Annotated in this window: 14 protein-coding genes; 8 read left to right on the forward strand and 6 right to left on the reverse strand. The window is 69.5% G+C overall.

The window, feature by feature from the left end; translation table 11 throughout:
• On the reverse strand, positions 1 to 1,101 hold the full coding sequence (locus tag M8445_RS04930) for a GGDEF domain-containing protein (protein ID WP_273990110.1): 1,101 nt from the start codon (positions 1,099 to 1,101) through the stop codon (positions 1 to 3).
• Positions 1,102 to 1,199: 98 nt separating this feature from the next.
• Between M8445_RS04930 and M8445_RS04935 the strand changes: the two genes are divergently transcribed.
• The 3 genes from M8445_RS04935 (at position 1,200) to M8445_RS04945 (ending at position 4,543) form a co-directional block, all read left to right on the forward strand.
• Positions 1,200 to 1,973 (forward strand): AIM24 family protein, encoded by a 774-nt coding sequence (locus tag M8445_RS04935; protein ID WP_273990111.1) that lies wholly within the window; start codon positions 1,200 to 1,202, stop codon positions 1,971 to 1,973.
• 70 nt (positions 1,974 to 2,043) lie between these two features.
• The gene (locus tag M8445_RS04940; RefSeq protein ID WP_273990112.1) at positions 2,044 to 3,045 is read left to right on the forward strand and encodes a YpdA family putative bacillithiol disulfide reductase; all 1,002 of its coding nucleotides are present in this window, start codon (positions 2,044 to 2,046) and stop codon (positions 3,043 to 3,045) included.
• Positions 3,046 to 3,316: 271 nt separating this feature from the next.
• Positions 3,317 to 4,543, forward strand: coding sequence for a VanW family protein (locus M8445_RS04945; RefSeq protein WP_273990113.1), 1,227 nt, complete (start codon positions 3,317 to 3,319; stop codon positions 4,541 to 4,543).
• A gap of 63 nt (positions 4,544 to 4,606) precedes the next feature.
• On the opposite strand, the gene M8445_RS04950 is transcribed toward M8445_RS04945, so the two are convergent.
• The 5 genes from M8445_RS04950 to mnmG form a co-directional block, all read right to left on the reverse strand.
• Positions 4,607 to 5,455, reverse strand: coding sequence for a ParB/RepB/Spo0J family partition protein (locus M8445_RS04950; protein ID WP_273990115.1), 849 nt, complete (start codon positions 5,453 to 5,455; stop codon positions 4,607 to 4,609).
• Entirely contained in the window at positions 5,439 to 6,188 is a 750-nt protein-coding gene (locus M8445_RS04955; protein WP_273990116.1) for a ParA family protein, read from the reverse strand. Before M8445_RS04955 ends, M8445_RS04950 begins: the two co-directional genes overlap by 17 nt.
• A 64-nt stretch (positions 6,189 to 6,252) precedes the next feature.
• A complete protein-coding gene (gene rsmG / locus M8445_RS04960; RefSeq protein ID WP_273990118.1) occupies positions 6,253 to 6,987 on the reverse strand; it encodes a 16S rRNA (guanine(527)-N(7))-methyltransferase RsmG in 735 nt (244 codons plus the stop codon).
• Positions 6,984 to 7,412, reverse strand: coding sequence for a hypothetical protein (locus M8445_RS04965; RefSeq protein WP_337961619.1), 429 nt, complete (start codon positions 7,410 to 7,412; stop codon positions 6,984 to 6,986). Before M8445_RS04965 ends, rsmG begins: the two co-directional genes overlap by 4 nt.
• Before the next feature lie 93 nt (positions 7,413 to 7,505).
• Entirely contained in the window at positions 7,506 to 9,311 is a 1,806-nt protein-coding gene (gene mnmG / locus M8445_RS04970; protein ID WP_273990120.1) for a tRNA uridine-5-carboxymethylaminomethyl(34) synthesis enzyme MnmG, read from the reverse strand.
• Between the two features lie 131 nt (positions 9,312 to 9,442).
• Between mnmG and M8445_RS04975 the strand changes: the two genes are divergently transcribed.
• From M8445_RS04975 to M8445_RS04995, 5 genes are all read left to right on the forward strand, one after another.
• On the forward strand, positions 9,443 to 11,044 hold the full coding sequence (locus tag M8445_RS04975) for an aminotransferase class V-fold PLP-dependent enzyme (RefSeq protein ID WP_273990121.1): 1,602 nt from the start codon (positions 9,443 to 9,445) through the stop codon (positions 11,042 to 11,044).
• Positions 11,045 to 11,325: 281 nt separating this feature from the next.
• Positions 11,326 to 12,450, forward strand: coding sequence for a thiamine pyrophosphate-dependent dehydrogenase E1 component subunit alpha (locus tag M8445_RS04980; RefSeq protein ID WP_273990122.1), 1,125 nt, complete (start codon positions 11,326 to 11,328; stop codon positions 12,448 to 12,450).
• Positions 12,447 to 13,481, forward strand: coding sequence for an alpha-ketoacid dehydrogenase subunit beta (locus M8445_RS04985; protein ID WP_273990123.1), 1,035 nt, complete (start codon positions 12,447 to 12,449; stop codon positions 13,479 to 13,481). The genes M8445_RS04980 and M8445_RS04985 overlap by 4 nt, the downstream gene beginning before the upstream one ends.
• 64 nt (positions 13,482 to 13,545) lie before the next feature.
• Positions 13,546 to 13,779, forward strand: coding sequence for a hypothetical protein (locus tag M8445_RS04990; protein WP_273990124.1), 234 nt, complete (start codon positions 13,546 to 13,548; stop codon positions 13,777 to 13,779).
• A gap of 22 nt (positions 13,780 to 13,801) precedes the next feature.
• Entirely contained in the window at positions 13,802 to 15,316 is a 1,515-nt protein-coding gene (locus M8445_RS04995) for a dihydrolipoamide acetyltransferase family protein (RefSeq protein ID WP_273990125.1), read from the forward strand.
• Positions 15,317 to 15,521 lie beyond the last annotated feature (205 nt).

Below are 15,521 nucleotides of genomic sequence, written 5' to 3' on the forward strand. Positions count from 1 at the left end.
TCAGCCGGGGCTGTAGGGGTCGGTGTCGGCCTTCCAGCCGTTCCGTCCGGCGGCCTTGGCGCGGTACAGGGCCTCATCGGCGCGGGTGATCAGGGCGGGCAGGGTGTCACCGGGGCGGGTGACGGTCAGGCCGATGCTGACGGTCAGGCGGCCCACGCCGGGCCAGTCGTGCGCGTCGAAGGCCCGGCACAGGCGGTCGGCCTGCTGGCGGGCCAGGGTGTCGTCTGCGGCCGGCAGCGCGGCCAGGAATTCCTCGCCGCCCCAGCGGCCGACCTGTCCGGCGCTGCCGAGCGCGTCGGTCATGAGTTGCCCGGCGCGGATCAGCACCTGATCCCCGACCGGGTGGCCGTACTGGTCGTTCACGCGTTTGAAGTGGTCGAGGTCCAGCAGCAGGACCGCGCCGCCCGCGCCGGGGCCCAGCAGGTCATCCACGTTCTGGTACAGGCGGCGGCGGTTGGGCAGACCGGTCAGTTGATCGGTGTGCGCCAGTTGCTGCGCGAGGTGCAGGCGGGCACGCTGTCCCTCGAACTGCCCCCGGTACCACGAGAGGGTATGCACGAACAGCAGGGTGATGCCGGCCGTGAGTTGCGTGCGGATCAGTTCCGCCGGGACGCCCTGGTCGCTCAGCAGCAGGCCGGCCAGAGGCAACGCGCAGCTGACGGTGTACGCGGCGGCGCTGTACAGGCCGGCCACGCGGTTACGGTAGATCAGGTACGCGACCATGCAGACGATCACGAGCATCCAGTACAGGGCGTCGTCCTGGGCGACCCGGACCGGGTCGGCCCGCAGGGCCTGTTCCAGCGACTGGCCCAGGTGGGCGGCGTTCATGCACACGAACACGGCGCGCTCGATGATCCGCACGGACCGCCGGGCGAGCAACCAGCCCGTGCTGAACAGCACCATGACGCCCAGGGCAGGAATGAACACGGTGGTGTACAGGTCCGAGCGGCCCTGAAGCTGCCCGACCGCGTACACGAGGGTCAGGACGATCAGGCCGGTGGCGAGGGCCAGCAGGTAGGCGCGGCGGCGCAGTTCGTCGGGCGGCAGCAGGGTCGCCTCCGGGGTGGCCGGGGTGGGCCTCTGCTCGGGGGGGCCGCTCATGACTCACTCAGCTTACGGGTTGCGGGGCGGCGCGTCGTGCCCCCAAGCGGGGCAGTGGGCGGCGGGGTGACCATCAGGCGGGCTATACACTGCCAGCCATGAGTCACATGCAACTGGTGCAGGAGCAGAAAGGCAACGGGTTGACGCTGCGCGTTCACGCGCTGACGCATGTCACGCGGTTCTCGCAGGGCAGCGACGGCCTGAACGAGACGCGCGAGATGGACGGCCGCTTCACCATCGAGGCCGAACTGAACGGCAGTGGCGTGCTGATCGAACCCGGCGCGTTCCAGTACTCGGTGGGGCAGGTGCAGGCGGCCGTGGAGCAGCAGCAGCAGGGCGGGTTCCTGCGCCGCGCCATGGCGACCGCCGGTACGGGCGAGAGTGCCTTCGCCACGCGCTTCACCGGGCAGGGCAGGGTCTGGACGGAACCCGCGCGGCGGCACTTCATCATCGCGGAGTCCACCGGGGACGCCGGGGACGACATGATCCTGGACGACCGGGCCTTTTACCTCGCGCAGGACACCATGCAGCTTGGTGTGCACACGCACAACACGGTGTCGGGGGCACTGTCTGGGAACGGCCTGCGGCAGCCCAAACTGACCGGGCGGGGCATCTTCGTGGTCGAGTCCCCGGTGCCCGTCTCGGAGGTCGAGGTGATCGAACTGAACGGGCGGGACTCCGTGATCGTGGACGGCGACATGATCCTGATGTACAGCGCGTCCCTGCGGGTGGAACTGCGGCCCCTGGTGCGCGGCATCCGCAACGCCATGCGCAGCGGCGAGGGACTGGTGTTCGTGATCAGCGGGACCGGCACGGTGTTCCTGACGCCCACGCACCGCAACGTGTCGATCGCCAGTACGGGGCTGACCTGATCCTTCCCGGCGGGCCCTCACCGTGCCTGTCCCGCAGTCCGCGCCGGCCGGGACTGGCACAATGCCGGGCATGAGTCTGGTTGATGTTGCCATTGTCGGGGCGGGTCCGGTGGGTCTGGCCGCCGCCATCGCCTGCAAACGCGCGGGCCTGAGTTACGCGGTGCTGGAGAAGGGCTGCGTCGTGAACGCCATCTTCGAGTACCCCACGTACATGTCGTTCTTCACGACCGCGCCGGAACTGGAGATCGGGAATCACCCGATGGTGACCGGGCACGACAAACCCGACCGCCGCGACGCGCTGATGTACTACCGGCTGGTCACGCAGCGTGAAGCACTGAACGTCGAGCAGTACACCGAGGTGACGCGCGTGCACGCCGCCCCGGCGGGCTTCACGCTGGCCGTCGAGAAGCGCGACGGAACGCCCGGCGTGATCGAGGCGCGGCGCGTGGTCGTGGCGACCGGCTACTACGACAACCCGCTGCACCTGGGCATTCCCGGCGAGGACGGCGAGAACGTCAGCCACTACTACACCGAGGCGCACCCGTTCATGGGCCTGAACGTCACGGTGATCGGGGCGGGCAACAGTGCCGCCGACGCCGCGCTGGACCTGTGGCGCGGCGGGGCGAACGTGACCATGGTCGTCCGCGCGCCCGAACTGAAGAAAACCATCAAGTACTGGGTGCGCCCGGACCTGGAAAACCGCATCCGGGAGGGCAGCATCACCGCGCACTTCAACTCGCAGGTCGTGCAGATCGCGGAGGATCACGTGAAGGTGCGCGGCGAGGACGGCGGCCTGCGGGACCTGCCCACGCACTTCACGTTCGCCCTGACCGGCTACCGCCCGGACCTGTCGTTCCTGGCAGACCTGAACCTCGCGGAGCAGTCCGACGGGTGCCTGGTGCTCAGCGAGGCGTACGAGAGCAGCACCCCAGGCCTGTTCGTGGTGGGCAGCGCGGGCTTCGCCGGGAAGACCAATCAGGTGTTCATCGAGAACGGCCGTCACCACGCGCTGGCGGCCGTGGCCGAGATCGAGCGGCAGCTCTCGCAGCAGCGGGACCTGCAACCCACCTGAGGCCTCCCCTGCGGCGGCCCGTGGACCGCTCATGGTGGGCGGCCCGGCCCGTGAAATACTGCCGGGCATGACCCCGTCGTCCCGTCGGACCTGGTTTCTGAGCGCCCTGCTCCTGAGTTCGTCCGGAGGCTGGGCGCAGACGGCCACTGACCCGGCCCCGCCAGTTCCCCCCGCGCAGACCCTGCCGGGCATTCCGGCGCTGCCTCCTTCCACCCAACCTCCAGCCCAGCCCCCAGTCCAACCCCCTGTGCAGCCGCCCGCACCGGCGCCCGTGACTCCAGCGCCGGTGGTCCCGGCACCCGCCGACCCGGTCCCCGCTCCCCCTGCCCAGCCCGCACCTGTCGAGCCTGTTCCGGCCGCGCAACCCGCGCCGCCCGTTCCCGCCCCCAGCGTGACGGCACCGGCCCCGCAGGTCAGCACGGCCCCGCTGCTGATCAACGTGGAGGCGCGGTGGCCGGCGCTGGTGAACGGCAAGAAGACCACCGTGCCGTTCACGCGGACCCTGACCATTCCCGGTAAACGGGCCGAGCTGCTGCGGCGTCAGGGGGTCATCACCCAGAGCCTGGAGGCCGACCTGCTGAACTTCACGCGGGACCTGCCGCTCAAGCCGCAGGACGCCCGCTTCGAGGAACTGTGGGACGGCTGGGCGGTCGTGCAGCGCAACGGTCTTCAAGTGAACCTGGAGAAAACCCGCGCGAACCTGCTGGCGACCCTGAAAGACCCGCGCGGCGTGAAGGTGAACGTGGTCCTGGGCAGCCAGACGGCGCCCAAACGCACGCTGGATTACTTCCTGTCGCGCGGAATCACGGCGCACCTGGGGACCGGCGAGACGAACTACTACGGCAGCAGCGCCGCCCGGGTGAAGAACATTCACGTGGGGGCCAGCCACTTCCAGGACCGGCTGGTCGAGGGCAGCGTCGTGTCGTTCAACGAGATGGTCGGCCCGATCAGCCTGAATGCGGGCTTCGTGACCGGGCTGGTCATCGCGGGCGAACGCACCGCGAACGGCGTGGGCGGCGGCATCTGTCAGGTGAGCACCACGGTGTTCCGCGCGCTGTACGGGGCGGGCCTGCCTATCCGGCAGCGGCAGAACCACTCGTATCAGGTGCACTACTACGACCCGCAGGGCCTGGACGCCACCATCTACCAGCCCAGCCTGGACCTGAAGTTCGCCAACGATACTGGCGGCGCGCTGTGGTTCCAGACGGACTGGGACGACCAGGAATCCCGCCTGAGCGTCAGCGTGTTCGGGAAGGCGCGGGACTTCACGGTGCAGATCGGCACGCCGAAAACCCTGAGCAGCACGCCCGCACCGGCCGACCGCCTGATCCCGGACGCCAGCGTTCCGGCCGGGCAGCGCAGGCAGGTGGACTGGGCCGCGCCGGGCGCCGTGATCGAGGTGCAGCGCTCCTTCCTGCGCGGCGGCAAGGTGTTCAGGCAGGACATCCTGAAAAGCACATACCGGCCCTGGCCGAACATCTACCTCGTCGGTCGCTGACCGCCAGCAGCAGGAAGGGGCCGCGCACGGATGGCGCGGCCCCTTCCCTGTTCATCACCCTGCCTATTCCTCGGCGGCGTAGCCGAGCAGGTTGAGCAGGCGGTCGAGTTCCTCGCGGGACCCGAAGTTCAGTTCCACGCGCCCCCTGTCCTCGCCCGTGATGCGCACGCGGGTGCCGGTGCGGCGGCTCAGGTCCAGTTCCAGCTGCCGGTAGGCGCGCGGCGGGTTCACCTTGATGGGCGCGTCGGCGCGGCGTTCGCGTTTCAGGGCCTCGGCGTCCCGGACGCTCAGGCTGCGGCTGGTGATCTGATCGAGCGCCCAGGCACGGTCCGTGTCGGGTTGCGAGAGGATCGCGCGGGCGTGCCCGGCGCTGATCTGCCCGGCGTCCAGGGCGCGCAGCGCGGCGTCAGGCAGGCTCAGCAGGCGCAGGGCGTTCGACACGGCGCTGCGGCTCTTGCCGACGGCCTGCGCCACACCCTCCTGGTTCAGGCCCTGCTCGGCCAGCGCCTGATACGCGCGGGCCTCTTCCAGTGGTCCGAGGTCCTCGCGCTGGAGGTTCTCGACAATGGCGATTTCCAGCGCCTCGCGGTCCCCGAGGTCGCGGATGATGACGGGAACCTCGGTCAGGCCGGCCAGTTGACTGGCGCGCCAGCGGCGTTCCCCGGCGACGATCTCGAAGTGCTCGGCGCGCGGGCGGACCAGCAGGGGTTGCAGCACGCCCTTGTCGCGGATGCTCTGCGCGAGTTCCGCCAGCGCCTCGGGCGCGAACACCTGCCGGGGCTGGTAGGCAGCCTGCACGATCTGCCCGATCTTCAGGGTCTGCACCTGCGGGCCACCCGGGTCCGGCAGCGGCTCGGCGGGGCGGGCCAGCAGGGCGTCCAGGCCGCGGCCCAAACTAGATTTTCTCGACACGTTGCATCACCTCCTCGCTCAGGCGTTTGTACGCGGCGGCCCCGGCGGACAGCGGCGCGAAGGCGTTGATGGGTTTGGCGTAACTGGGCGCTTCCGAGAGGCGCACGTTGCGCGGCACGACCGACCAGAACACCAGTTCCCCGAAGTGCTGCCGGACCATGCTCTCGACTTCCTGCGAGAGGTTCGTGCGGCCATCGAACATAGTCAGCACGACGCCCAGCACCTTCAGGCGCGGGTTCAGGCCGCCCTGCACGCGCTCGACGGTTTCCATCATGCCGGCCAGACCTTCCAGCGCGTAGTACTCGGCCTGCAACGGGATCAGCAGGGCGTCCGAGGCAGCCAGCACGTTCACGGTCAGCGGACCCAGGCTGGGCGGCGCGTCGATCAGGACCACGTCGTAGCCGCTGACGCTGGCCAGCAGGCGGCTCAGGGCGTCCGGGTCCTCGGCGAGTTCCACGCCCGCCCCGGCCAGATCGGGCGTGGCGGGCAGCACCCGCAGTCCCGCCTGGGCGGTGTCCAGCGTGAATTCCCCGGCGCGGGCCGGTTCGCCCAGCGCCTCGTACAGCCCCTGGGTCGCGCCGCGCAGGCCCAGGCCGCTGGTGGCGTTGCCCTGCGGGTCCATGTCGAGCAGCAGCACGCGTTTGCCGCCGGCCGCGAGGTACGCGGCGAGGTTCACGGCGGTGGTGGTCTTACCGACCCCGCCCTTCTGATTGACCACGCCGAGGACCTTCATGCGCCCGCCCGGGTGGGGGCGGGGTTCCCCGCGTGGGTAGAGTTGTCCTGAAGTCGCATTCGTGTCACCGTGCCGACCAGAATAGCGGTTGCTGGTTGGGCACACCTTCACGCCTGGGGTACTTCTCCGGGGTGGGGCCGGTCTTCTCGATCACGATCAGGGTGCGGGCGTCGCCCAGCACGGGCAGCGTGAAGGCGTCGACCACGGTCACTCGTCCTCCGACCTCGGCGGCGGCCTGCCGGCCGGCCTGTAACTCGGCCTCGCTGATCGGGCCTTTCTGCGCGACCAGTCGTCCGCCGGGCTTCAGTAGCGGCAGGCCCAGTTCGGCCAGGATGGGCAGGGCGGCCACGGCGCGGCACACCACCCGGTCGTAGCTTTCCCGGTGGGCGTCGTCGCGGCCCAGGGTCTCGGCGCGGCCCACCTGCGCCTTCACGTTGTCCAGCTTCAACGAGGCGGCAGTCGCGCGCACGAAGTCGATCTTCTTTCGCACGGAGTCCAGCGGCGTGAAGGTCGTCTGCGGCTGCATAATCGCCAGTGGTAACGCCGGGAAGCCCGCGCCAGTTCCCAGGTCGATAACCTGATCGGCCCCGTCGAGGTGCCCGCCGCGCAGGCAGCTGAGGGAATCCACGAAGTGCTTCAGGACGATGTCCGGCTCGGTCTTCAGGGCCGTCAGGTTCACGCGGGTGTTCGCCTCGACCAGCAGTTCCAGCAGCGCGGCGAAGGCCGGTAACTGCGCCTCCACGTTCAAGCCCAGTTCGGCAGCACCCTGGCGCAGCAGCGCCTCGCCTTCGGGGGTCACAGCTTGTACCTGAGTTTCATTTCCTGGTACCTCTCGTATACGTATTCATCGGTGTCCTCCAGCGGCAGGGCGTCCAGCATGGGCAGCAGCGTGTCGCGCAGCACCTGCCCGCGTGCCATCCACTGAAAATACCGTCTGCCGCCGTGGTCATACGGCCCGTACAGTTTCGAGCCGGGCACCAGTTCCAGCAGGCGCTCGAACAGACGCTGGTGGCGGGTGTGCATGCGCAGCGTGATCTGCGGCTGCTTGCCGTCGCCGCCGAACGAACCCTCGCCGATCAGGATGCCCAGCAGCAGGCCCTGGTGAAAGTCGCTGAGCAGGCCGCCGGGAACGCTGGCCGGGTCAGGGGAATGGGTGGACTGTGTGTCTGTGATGGCAACCTCCGGCCGGGCAGGCCTGTTTTCAGCAGGGCGCCCCTGTTTCACCGTCAAGTTTCCCGTGAAACATCCAGGGCGTCAAGCAGGAGCAAGGGGAACGGGGCGCACCCTTCACTGCGCCCCGTTCTCCTTGTTTCACCGTCAGGTTTCCCGTGAAACACCCAGCCCTTTCAGGTGAACCAGCAGCGCGCTGATGTCAGCGTGGCGCACGCCGGAAATGCGGCTGGCCTGTTCCACCGTCTGCGGTTGCAGGCGCGTCAGCTTCTCGCGCGCCTCGTTCGACAGCGAGCCGATGGCCGCAAAGTCCACACCACCCAGACTCAGGTCACGCGAGCGGTCCTCGGCGCGCAGCTGCAGCTCGGCGCGGCGGATGTACCCGGCGTACTTCACGCGGATCTCGACTGCCTCACGCTCGGCGGCCGAGAGTTCCGGCAGGGTCACGCCCAGCGCCTCCACGTCCGGCAGCGTGAATTCTGGGCGGCGCAGCCACGCGTCCCCGGTCTGCCCCTGTGCCCGTTGCGCGGCCAGCGCGTCGATTCCGGCCTGCACTCGGGCATACTTCGCCTCCACGCGCTCGACCTCGGGGGCGTCCACCAGTCCCAGGGCATGCCCGATGGGCGTCATGCGCTCGTCGGCGTTGTCCTGCCGGACCAGCAGGCGGTGCTCCACGCGGCTGGTCATCATGCGGTACGGCTCGTTACTGCCCTTGAACACCAGTTCGTCCAGCAGCACCCCGATGTACCCGGTCTCCCGGCCGATGAAGGCCTCGGCCTCTCCCCCAGCGCGGCGGGCGGCAGCCGTCCCGGCGATCAATCCCTGCGCGGCCGCCTCCTCGTAGCCGCTGGTGCCGTTGATCTGCCCGGCCGTGAACAGGCCCGGCATCAGCTTCGATTCCAGGTTCAGGGTCAGTTCCAGGGAATCCACCACGTCGTACTCGACGGCGTAGGCGTAGCGCTGAATCACGGCCTGCTCGAATCCGGGCAGCGTGCGCACCAGTGCGTCCTGAAGGTGCGGCGGCAGCGAGGAACTGAAGCCCTGCAGGTACACCTCGCTGGTCTGCACGCCGTCCGGCTCCACGAACAGCAGGTGCCGGTCATGGTGGGCGAAACGCACGACCTTGTCCTCGATGCTGGGGCAGTAGCGCGGCCCCAGGCCCTCGATATCCCCGGAGTACATGGGCGACTCGTGGATGTTCTCGTGAATCAGGCGGTGCGTTTCCGGGGTGGTGTGCGTCTGCCAGGTGGGCGACTCGGCGGCGCGCGGGCCGGGCGTACCGGTGAAGCCGCGCGGATTAGGGTCGGCCGGGATCTCCAGCAGTTCGGCGAAGTTCACGGCGTCGGCGCGCACGCGGGGCGGCGTGCCGGTCTTGAAGCGTTTCAGGACGTGCCCGGCGCGGGCCAGCGGCGCGGACAGGAACCGCGAGGGCGGCTCGCCCTGACGGCCCTCGGCGCGGGACTGCCGCCCGTACCACGTGACGCCGCGCATGAAGGTCCCGGCTGCCACGACCACGCTGCGCGCCGCCAACCGCCGCCCGTCGGTGGTGACGACCAGCCAGCCGCCCTGCCCGTCGCTTTCCAGGTCGGCCGCCTCGCCGCGCAGGATGTCGATGTTCGGGTGCCCGAAGATCACGTCCTGCGCCCGCTCGGCGTAGGCGTCCCGCTCGTTCTGCACGCGCAGGGACTGCACGGCCGGGCCCTTGCTGGCGTTCAGCACCCGGGTGTGAATGGCGGTCTCGTCGGCCAGTCGGCCCATCAGGCCGCCCATGGCCTGCAACTCGAACACCAGCTGGCTCTTGCCGGGGCCACCCACCGCCGGGTTGCAGGGCATGCGGCCCACCGTGGCGGGGTTGCCGATCAGCAGGGCCACGCGGGAGAACTTCGCGGCGGCCCACGCCGCTTCCAGGCCCGCGTGTCCACCACCGATTACGATCACATTCCAGCCACTCATCTCAACTGGTCAGTGTACCGGGCGCTGTGCAGGCGCAGGGTGACCCGCATTCCCGAACGCCACGCAGCCCGGCGGGGGCCCCGGCAGCCGGTCGGCACAATGGGTTCCGTGAAGCGGGCTTAAGATAGGGCATGGATTTTGCTGCGCTGCGCGCTGACCTGATCGGTACCGACGTCCTGATCGACACGCCCTTCGGGGAGCGGCGCGTGACGTACGCCGATTACGTCGCGTCGGGCCGGGCGCTGCACTCGGTCGAGCGGCGCTTGGAGACGCTGGCCCTGCCGCTGTACGCGAACACCCACACTGAGGACAGCGCCACGGGCGCGCACCTGACGCACCTGACTCATCAGGCGGCCGGGTACATCAAGGAGCAGCTGGGCGCGGACAGCACCTGCAAACTGGTGTTCTGCGGGTCCGGCAGCACGGCCGCCGTGCGCCGCATGCAGGACATCCTGGGACTGGTCGTGGGTGGGCCGCACCGCCAGACTGTGCTGGACGCCCTGCCGGACTCGCAGCGGCCCGTGGTGTTCGTCGGGCCGTACGAGCATCACAGCAACGAGATCAGCTGGCGCGAGACGCTGGCCGAGGTCGTCGAGATTCCGCTGTGCGAACGCGGCAACCTGGATCTGGACGCGCTGGTCGTCGCCCTGAAGGACCCCCGGTACGCCGGGCGGCCGAAGATCGGGTCGTTCAGCGCGGCCAGTAACGTGACCGGCCTGCTGACCGATACCCGCTCGGTGGCGCGCCTGCTGCACGCGCACGGGGCGTTCGCGTTCTTCGATTTCGCGGCCAGTGGGCCGTACGTGAAGATCGACATGAAACCCGGCCGCAAGGACGGGTACGACGCGGTGTTCCTCAGTCCGCACAAGTTCGCGGGCGGGCCGGGCACGCCGGGCCTGCTGTGCTTCCGCCAGGAGCTGTACCACCTGAGTGTGCCCAGCACGCCGGGCGGCGGCACGGTGCGCTTCGTGAACCGCACGGCGCAGCTGTACGTGGAGGACATCGAGGCCCGCGAGGACGCCGGAACGCCCGCCATTCTGGGCAAGTTACGCGCCGCCCTGGCCTTCCGGGTCAAGGAGGAACTGGGGACCGAGGCCCTGACCACCCGTGAGCACGAACTGTACGGCCGCGCCCTGAGCCGCCTGCGCGGGAACCCCCGTCTGAAACTGCTGGGCAACCTGGACGCGCCGCGGCTGGCGTTCCTGTCGTTCCTGACCTTCACTTCTACGGGCACGCAGCTGCACCCACGGCTGGTGGTGCGGCTGCTGAACGACCTGTTCGGCATTCAGGCGCGCGGCGGTTGCGCCTGCGCCGGGCCGTACGGGCACGCGCTGCTGGAGATCGACGACCGGCGCAGCGAGCAGTTCATGCAGTGCGCCGTGAATCACCTGGACGGCGTGAAGCCCGGCTGGACCCGCTTGAACCTCGCGCCGTGGGCGACGGACGAGGAGGTGGAGTTCCTGCTGGACGCCATGGAATTCGTGGCCGAGTACGGCGAGCGCTTCGTGGCGCTGTACGACTTCGACTGGGCCAGCGGGGCCTGGACGCACCCGGCGGACCGCGCGCCGATGAGTCTGTTCGGGGACGGCCGCCCGAAACGGCAGGCGGGCCCGGTTCCGTTTGCGGCGTACCTGCAACAGGCGCGAGAACGGGCGGCCGGGCTGGCCACGGCAGGAGAGGGGAGACCCGTCCCGGCGGGCGTGCCCGAGGGACTGGTGTTCTTCGCACACTGATGTCCTGAACGCCGTACAGGGAAGCAGGTCAGCCGGGAGGGAACGGCTGGCCTGTTCGCATTTCCGTCCAGCCTGACCGGACAAAAGGCAGTCTTCCGGCGTTCCGGGGGACGGCTGGAGGGTGCCGGGCAGGGTCACGGGGCCGCCAGGGGCCGGGTAGGTTTCCCGTGGGTGGGTCAAACCGTCTAAAATGCCTAACGAGCGTTAGCTAGACAGATCAATCAGGGGAGGAGCCGGCCACCGCGCCGCGCCTTCGGCCCCCTGTCAGGAGGCCCCAGCCCATGATTCAACCCTTCACCCCTGAACCCATCCGCTTCGTGGCGGAAGACGGCACGCCGGTCCAGCCGCTGCCAGAGCGGTTCACGCCCGACCTGCTGCGCGAGCTGCACACCCTGATGCTGCGCGCCCGCGAATTCGACCGCAAACTCATCACGCTGCTCCGCCAGGGGCGCACGACCTTCTACGCGCAGTCCAGCGGCATGGAAGCCACCCAGGTGGGCCTGGCCCGCTCGATCCGCGTGGGCCACGACTGGGTCTGGCCGTACTACCGCGACCACACCCTGGGTCTCGCCATGGGCGTCCCGATGGCCGAACTGCTCAGCCAGTGCCTCGGCACGAACAGCGACTCCTCGCGCGGCCGGCAGATGCCGCACCACTTCGCGGCGCAGGCGCAGAACTTCGTGAGCATCAGTTCCAGCATCGCCTCGCAGGTGCCGCCCGCCGCCGGGAACGCCATGGCGCAGAAGTACCTGGGCGTGGATGAACTCACGGTCTGCACCTTCGGGGACGGCGCGACCAGCGAGGGTGACTGGCACGCCGGACTGAACATGGCCGGCGCCGCCAAGGCCCCCGCGATGTTCGTGTGCGAGAACAACCAGTGGGCGATCAGCACCTCCATCCGCGAGCAGACGGCCAGCGAGACCATCCACATCAAGGCGAAGGCCTACGGCATGCCCGGCTACTACGTGGACGGTAACGACCTCGTGGCCGTCATGGAGGTCTGCGGGTACGTGGCCGACCAGATCCGCGCCGGGCACGGTCCCGCGCTCGTCGAGTGCCTCACCTACCGCGTGGGCTCTCACAGCAACGCGGACGCGGACGCCGAGAAGCACTACCGCACCCGCGAGGAGGTCGAGGAGTGGCTGGGCCGCGACCCGATCACCCGCGTTGAGAAGCTGCTGGAGCATCTGGGCCACCCGGTCAGCGCCGAGGAACGCGCCGCGCTGATCGCTAGCACGCACCGCGAGGTGGACGAGCAGGTGCTGAAGGCCGAGGCGACCGGTCAACCCGACTGGCGCATCATGTTCGAGGACGTGTACGCCGACCTGCCGGGCCACCTGCGCGACCAGGAAGCCTTCCTGCGCGCCGAACAGACCGGACAGGCCGGCCAGGGAGGACAGGCATGACCGCCACGCAGGAACGCACCCCCACTCAGGGCGGCGCCCCCGACGCCGAAACCGGCACGCGCACCATCAACCTGATTCAGGCCGTGACCGAGACCATCGCCGAGGAGATGGAACGCGACAGCCGCGTCGTGCTGTTCGGTGAGGACGTCGGCGCGCGCGGCGGCGTGTTCATGGCGACCGCCGGCCTTCAGGAACGCTTCGGGCCGCGCCGCGTGTTCGATACGCCCCTGAGCGAGGCCAGCATCGTGGGGGCCGCCGTGGGCATGGCCGTGCGCGGCCTGCGGCCCATCGCGGAAATTCAGTTCGCGGACTACATGGGGCCCGGCTTCGACCAGATCATCTCGCAGGCCGCCAAGATCCGCTACCGGTCGGGCGGGCAGTTCACGGCCCCCATGGTCATCCGCACGCCCTCGGGCGGCGGCGTGAAGGGCGGGCACCACCACAGCCAGAGCCCCGAGAGTTACTACACGCACACCCCGGGCCTGAAGGTCGTGATGCCCAGCACCCCCTACGACGCCAAGGGCCTGCTGCGCAGCGCCGTGCGCGGCGAGGACCCCGTGATCTTCTTCGAACCCAAACGCCTGTACCGCGCCGCCAAGGGCGAGGTGCCCGCCCACGATTACGTCGTGCGGTTCGGCGAGGCTGCCGTGCGGCGCGAGGGCACGGACCTGTCCCTGATCGGCTACGGGGGCGTCATGCCGGACCTCGAGAAGGCCGCCGACGCCCTGGCCGCCGAGGGCGTCAGCGTGGAGGTCATCGACCTGCGCTCGCTGGTGCCGTGGGACAAGGACCGCGTGCTGAGCAGCGTCGAGAAGACCGGCCGCGCCGTGCTGGTCAGCGAGGCCCCGCGCATCAGTAACTTCATGGGCGAGGTCGCGTACGTCATCCAGGAGCAGGTCTTCGACTCCCTGACCGCCCCGGTGGGACAGGTGGCGGGCTTCGACACGCCGTACCCGTACGTGCAGGACAAGGTGTACCTGCCCGGCCCCAACCGCATCGTGGCCGCCTGTGTCCGCGCGCTGAACTACTGACCCTGCCCGCCACCCAACTTTTACCCTGAAGCTCTTTCACCCCGGAGCCCGTACCCTGAAGTCCATGAAACCCGACCTGCTTCGTCCCCTGCTGGGCTCCATCGGCCTGGGCATCGGTTTTGCGCTGTACGCCCTGGCGGGCCGACTGCCCGAACCGTGGCAGAGCGCCGCGATCGGCGGCATGTTCGCCCTGCTGGGTGCCAGCGCCTGGGTGTACGCGCGCGGGGAACGCTGGATTCAGGGACTGGCTCTCCTGCTGATCATCTACGGCCTGCTGCGCGCCCTCGTGCTGCGCTGAAGGCCCGACCCCGAGGTTCCCCATGAAAGAAATCCTGCTGCCCGAACTCGCTGAAAGTGTCGTCGAGGGTGAAATCCTCAAGTGGCTGGTGTCCGAGGGCGACACCATCGTGCTGGAGCAGCCGCTGTGCGAGGTCATGACCGACAAGGTCACGGTGGAACTCCCCAGCCCCGTCGCGGGCGTGCTGCACCGCCGACTGGCCGGTGAGGGCGACGTGGTCGCCGTTCACGCCGCCATCGCCCTGATCGACGAGACCGGAGGGGCCGTCCCCGAAGACTCCGCCCCAGCGCCCGCCCCGCAGGCAACCGCTACTCAGGCGCCCTCCATTCAGGCGCAGGAGGAACGCGAGCAGATCGCGGGCGCGCAGGAGGACAGGGGCGGCAGCATCGTGGAGGCCGGCCACCTGACCGGCAAGGCCGACGACGACGCCAGCAGCCTGTTCAAGGCCTTCGCCTCGGACGAGCAGGTGCAGGTGCAGGGTCTCGGCACGCGCGGCGCCTCTGCTCCGCAGACCGTCACCCAGCCCGCCCGCGCGGACGGCCGGGTGCTGGCCGTGCCCGCCGCGCGGCAGCTGGCCCGCGAACTGAACGTGCCCCTGACCGACGTGCGCGGCAGTGGCCCGAACGGCCGCATCCGCGTCGGGGACGTACTCGCGCATCATCAGGGAAGCTCCGCTGCACCCGTCGCCGCTGCTTCCACCGGCACGGCTGCGCCGGTCGCGGCTGCAACCCCGGCAGCTCAGGCCGCCCCGCCTGCCGCTCCGGCCGCGAAAGGCGCCGGTGGCATGCCAGTCGCGCCCGTGCAGTACCGCACGCCCAGAGGCTACGAGCACCTGGAAGACCGCGTGCCGCTGCGGGGCATGCGCCGCGCCATCAGCAACCAGATGCAGGCCAGTCACCTGTACACCGTGCGGACCCTGACGGTGGACGAAGTGAACCTGACCAAACTGGTGGAATTCCGCGCGCGCGTGAAGGACGATGCGGCGGCGGCCGGCGTGAAACTGTCGTACCTGCCGTTCATCTTCCGGGCGGTCGCGGCGGCGCTGCGTAAGTACCCGAGCCTGAACACCTCCTTCGACGAGGCCACGCAGGAGATCGTGCAGAAGCGGTACTACAACATCGGCATGGCGGTCGCCACAGACGCGGGCCTGACCGTGCCGGTCATCCGGGACGTGAACCACAAGAGCGTGTTCGAACTGGCGCGCGAGGTCACGGACATCGCCGGGCGCGCGCAGGCCGGCAAACTCCAGGCGGACGAACTGGCGGGCAGCACCTTCAGTGTCACGAACATCGGGTCCATCGGGGCGCTGTTCTCGTTCCCGATCATCAACGTGCCGGACGTCGCGATTCTGGGCGTGCACTCCATCGTGAAGCGCCCCATCGTGGACGAGTACGACAACATCGTCGTGGCGCACATGATGTACCTGAGCCTGTCGTTCGATCACCGCCTCGTGGACGGCGCGGAGGCCGCGCGCTTCTGCCGGGAAGTGATCCGCCTGCTGGAAAACCCCGACCGTCTGCTGCTCGAAGCCCTGTAAGCGCGGGGCAGGGGAGGCCGGGGCCGGGTCGCTTCCGGCCTCTTCTGCGTGTGGCGGTGGTGCCTGGGGGCGCTACTGGCGGGCGTGGGGTTCACGTTCAGACTTAGTGTGGAATTGAGGCCGGGATTTCAGCGGGGCGTCAGGTCCAGGCGGTACGCTGGGCAATCACAGGTCAGGAGCCCTCCCGGTCTGCCGCACTGACCCC

The organism is Deinococcus aquaticus (genome assembly GCF_028622095.1).
Lineage (GTDB): Bacteria > Deinococcota > Deinococci > Deinococcales > Deinococcaceae > Deinococcus > Deinococcus aquaticus.

Excerpts from the sequence above, each read along its gene's own strand:
- M8445_RS04940 (WP_273990112.1), top strand. The coding sequence starts at position 2,044 with ATGAGTCTGGTTGATGTTGCCATTGTCGGGGCGGGTCCGGTGGGTCTG.
- M8445_RS04990 (WP_273990124.1), top strand. The coding sequence starts at position 13,546 with ATGAAACCCGACCTGCTTCGTCCCCTGCTGGGCTCCATCGGCCTGGGC.
- M8445_RS04930 (WP_273990110.1), bottom strand. The coding sequence starts at position 1,101 with ATGAGCGGCCCCCCCGAGCAGAGGCCCACCCCGGCCACCCCGGAGGCG.
- M8445_RS04985 (WP_273990123.1), top strand. The coding sequence starts at position 12,447 with ATGACCGCCACGCAGGAACGCACCCCCACTCAGGGCGGCGCCCCCGAC.
- M8445_RS04935 (WP_273990111.1), top strand. The coding sequence starts at position 1,200 with ATGAGTCACATGCAACTGGTGCAGGAGCAGAAAGGCAACGGGTTGACG.
- M8445_RS04995 (WP_273990125.1), top strand. The coding sequence starts at position 13,802 with ATGAAAGAAATCCTGCTGCCCGAACTCGCTGAAAGTGTCGTCGAGGGT.
- mnmG (WP_273990120.1), bottom strand. The coding sequence starts at position 9,311 with ATGAGTGGCTGGAATGTGATCGTAATCGGTGGTGGACACGCGGGCCTG.
- M8445_RS04980 (WP_273990122.1), top strand. The coding sequence starts at position 11,326 with ATGATTCAACCCTTCACCCCTGAACCCATCCGCTTCGTGGCGGAAGAC.
- M8445_RS04975 (WP_273990121.1), top strand. The coding sequence starts at position 9,443 with ATGGATTTTGCTGCGCTGCGCGCTGACCTGATCGGTACCGACGTCCTG.
- M8445_RS04955 (WP_273990116.1), bottom strand. The coding sequence starts at position 6,188 with ATGAAGGTCCTCGGCGTGGTCAATCAGAAGGGCGGGGTCGGTAAGACC.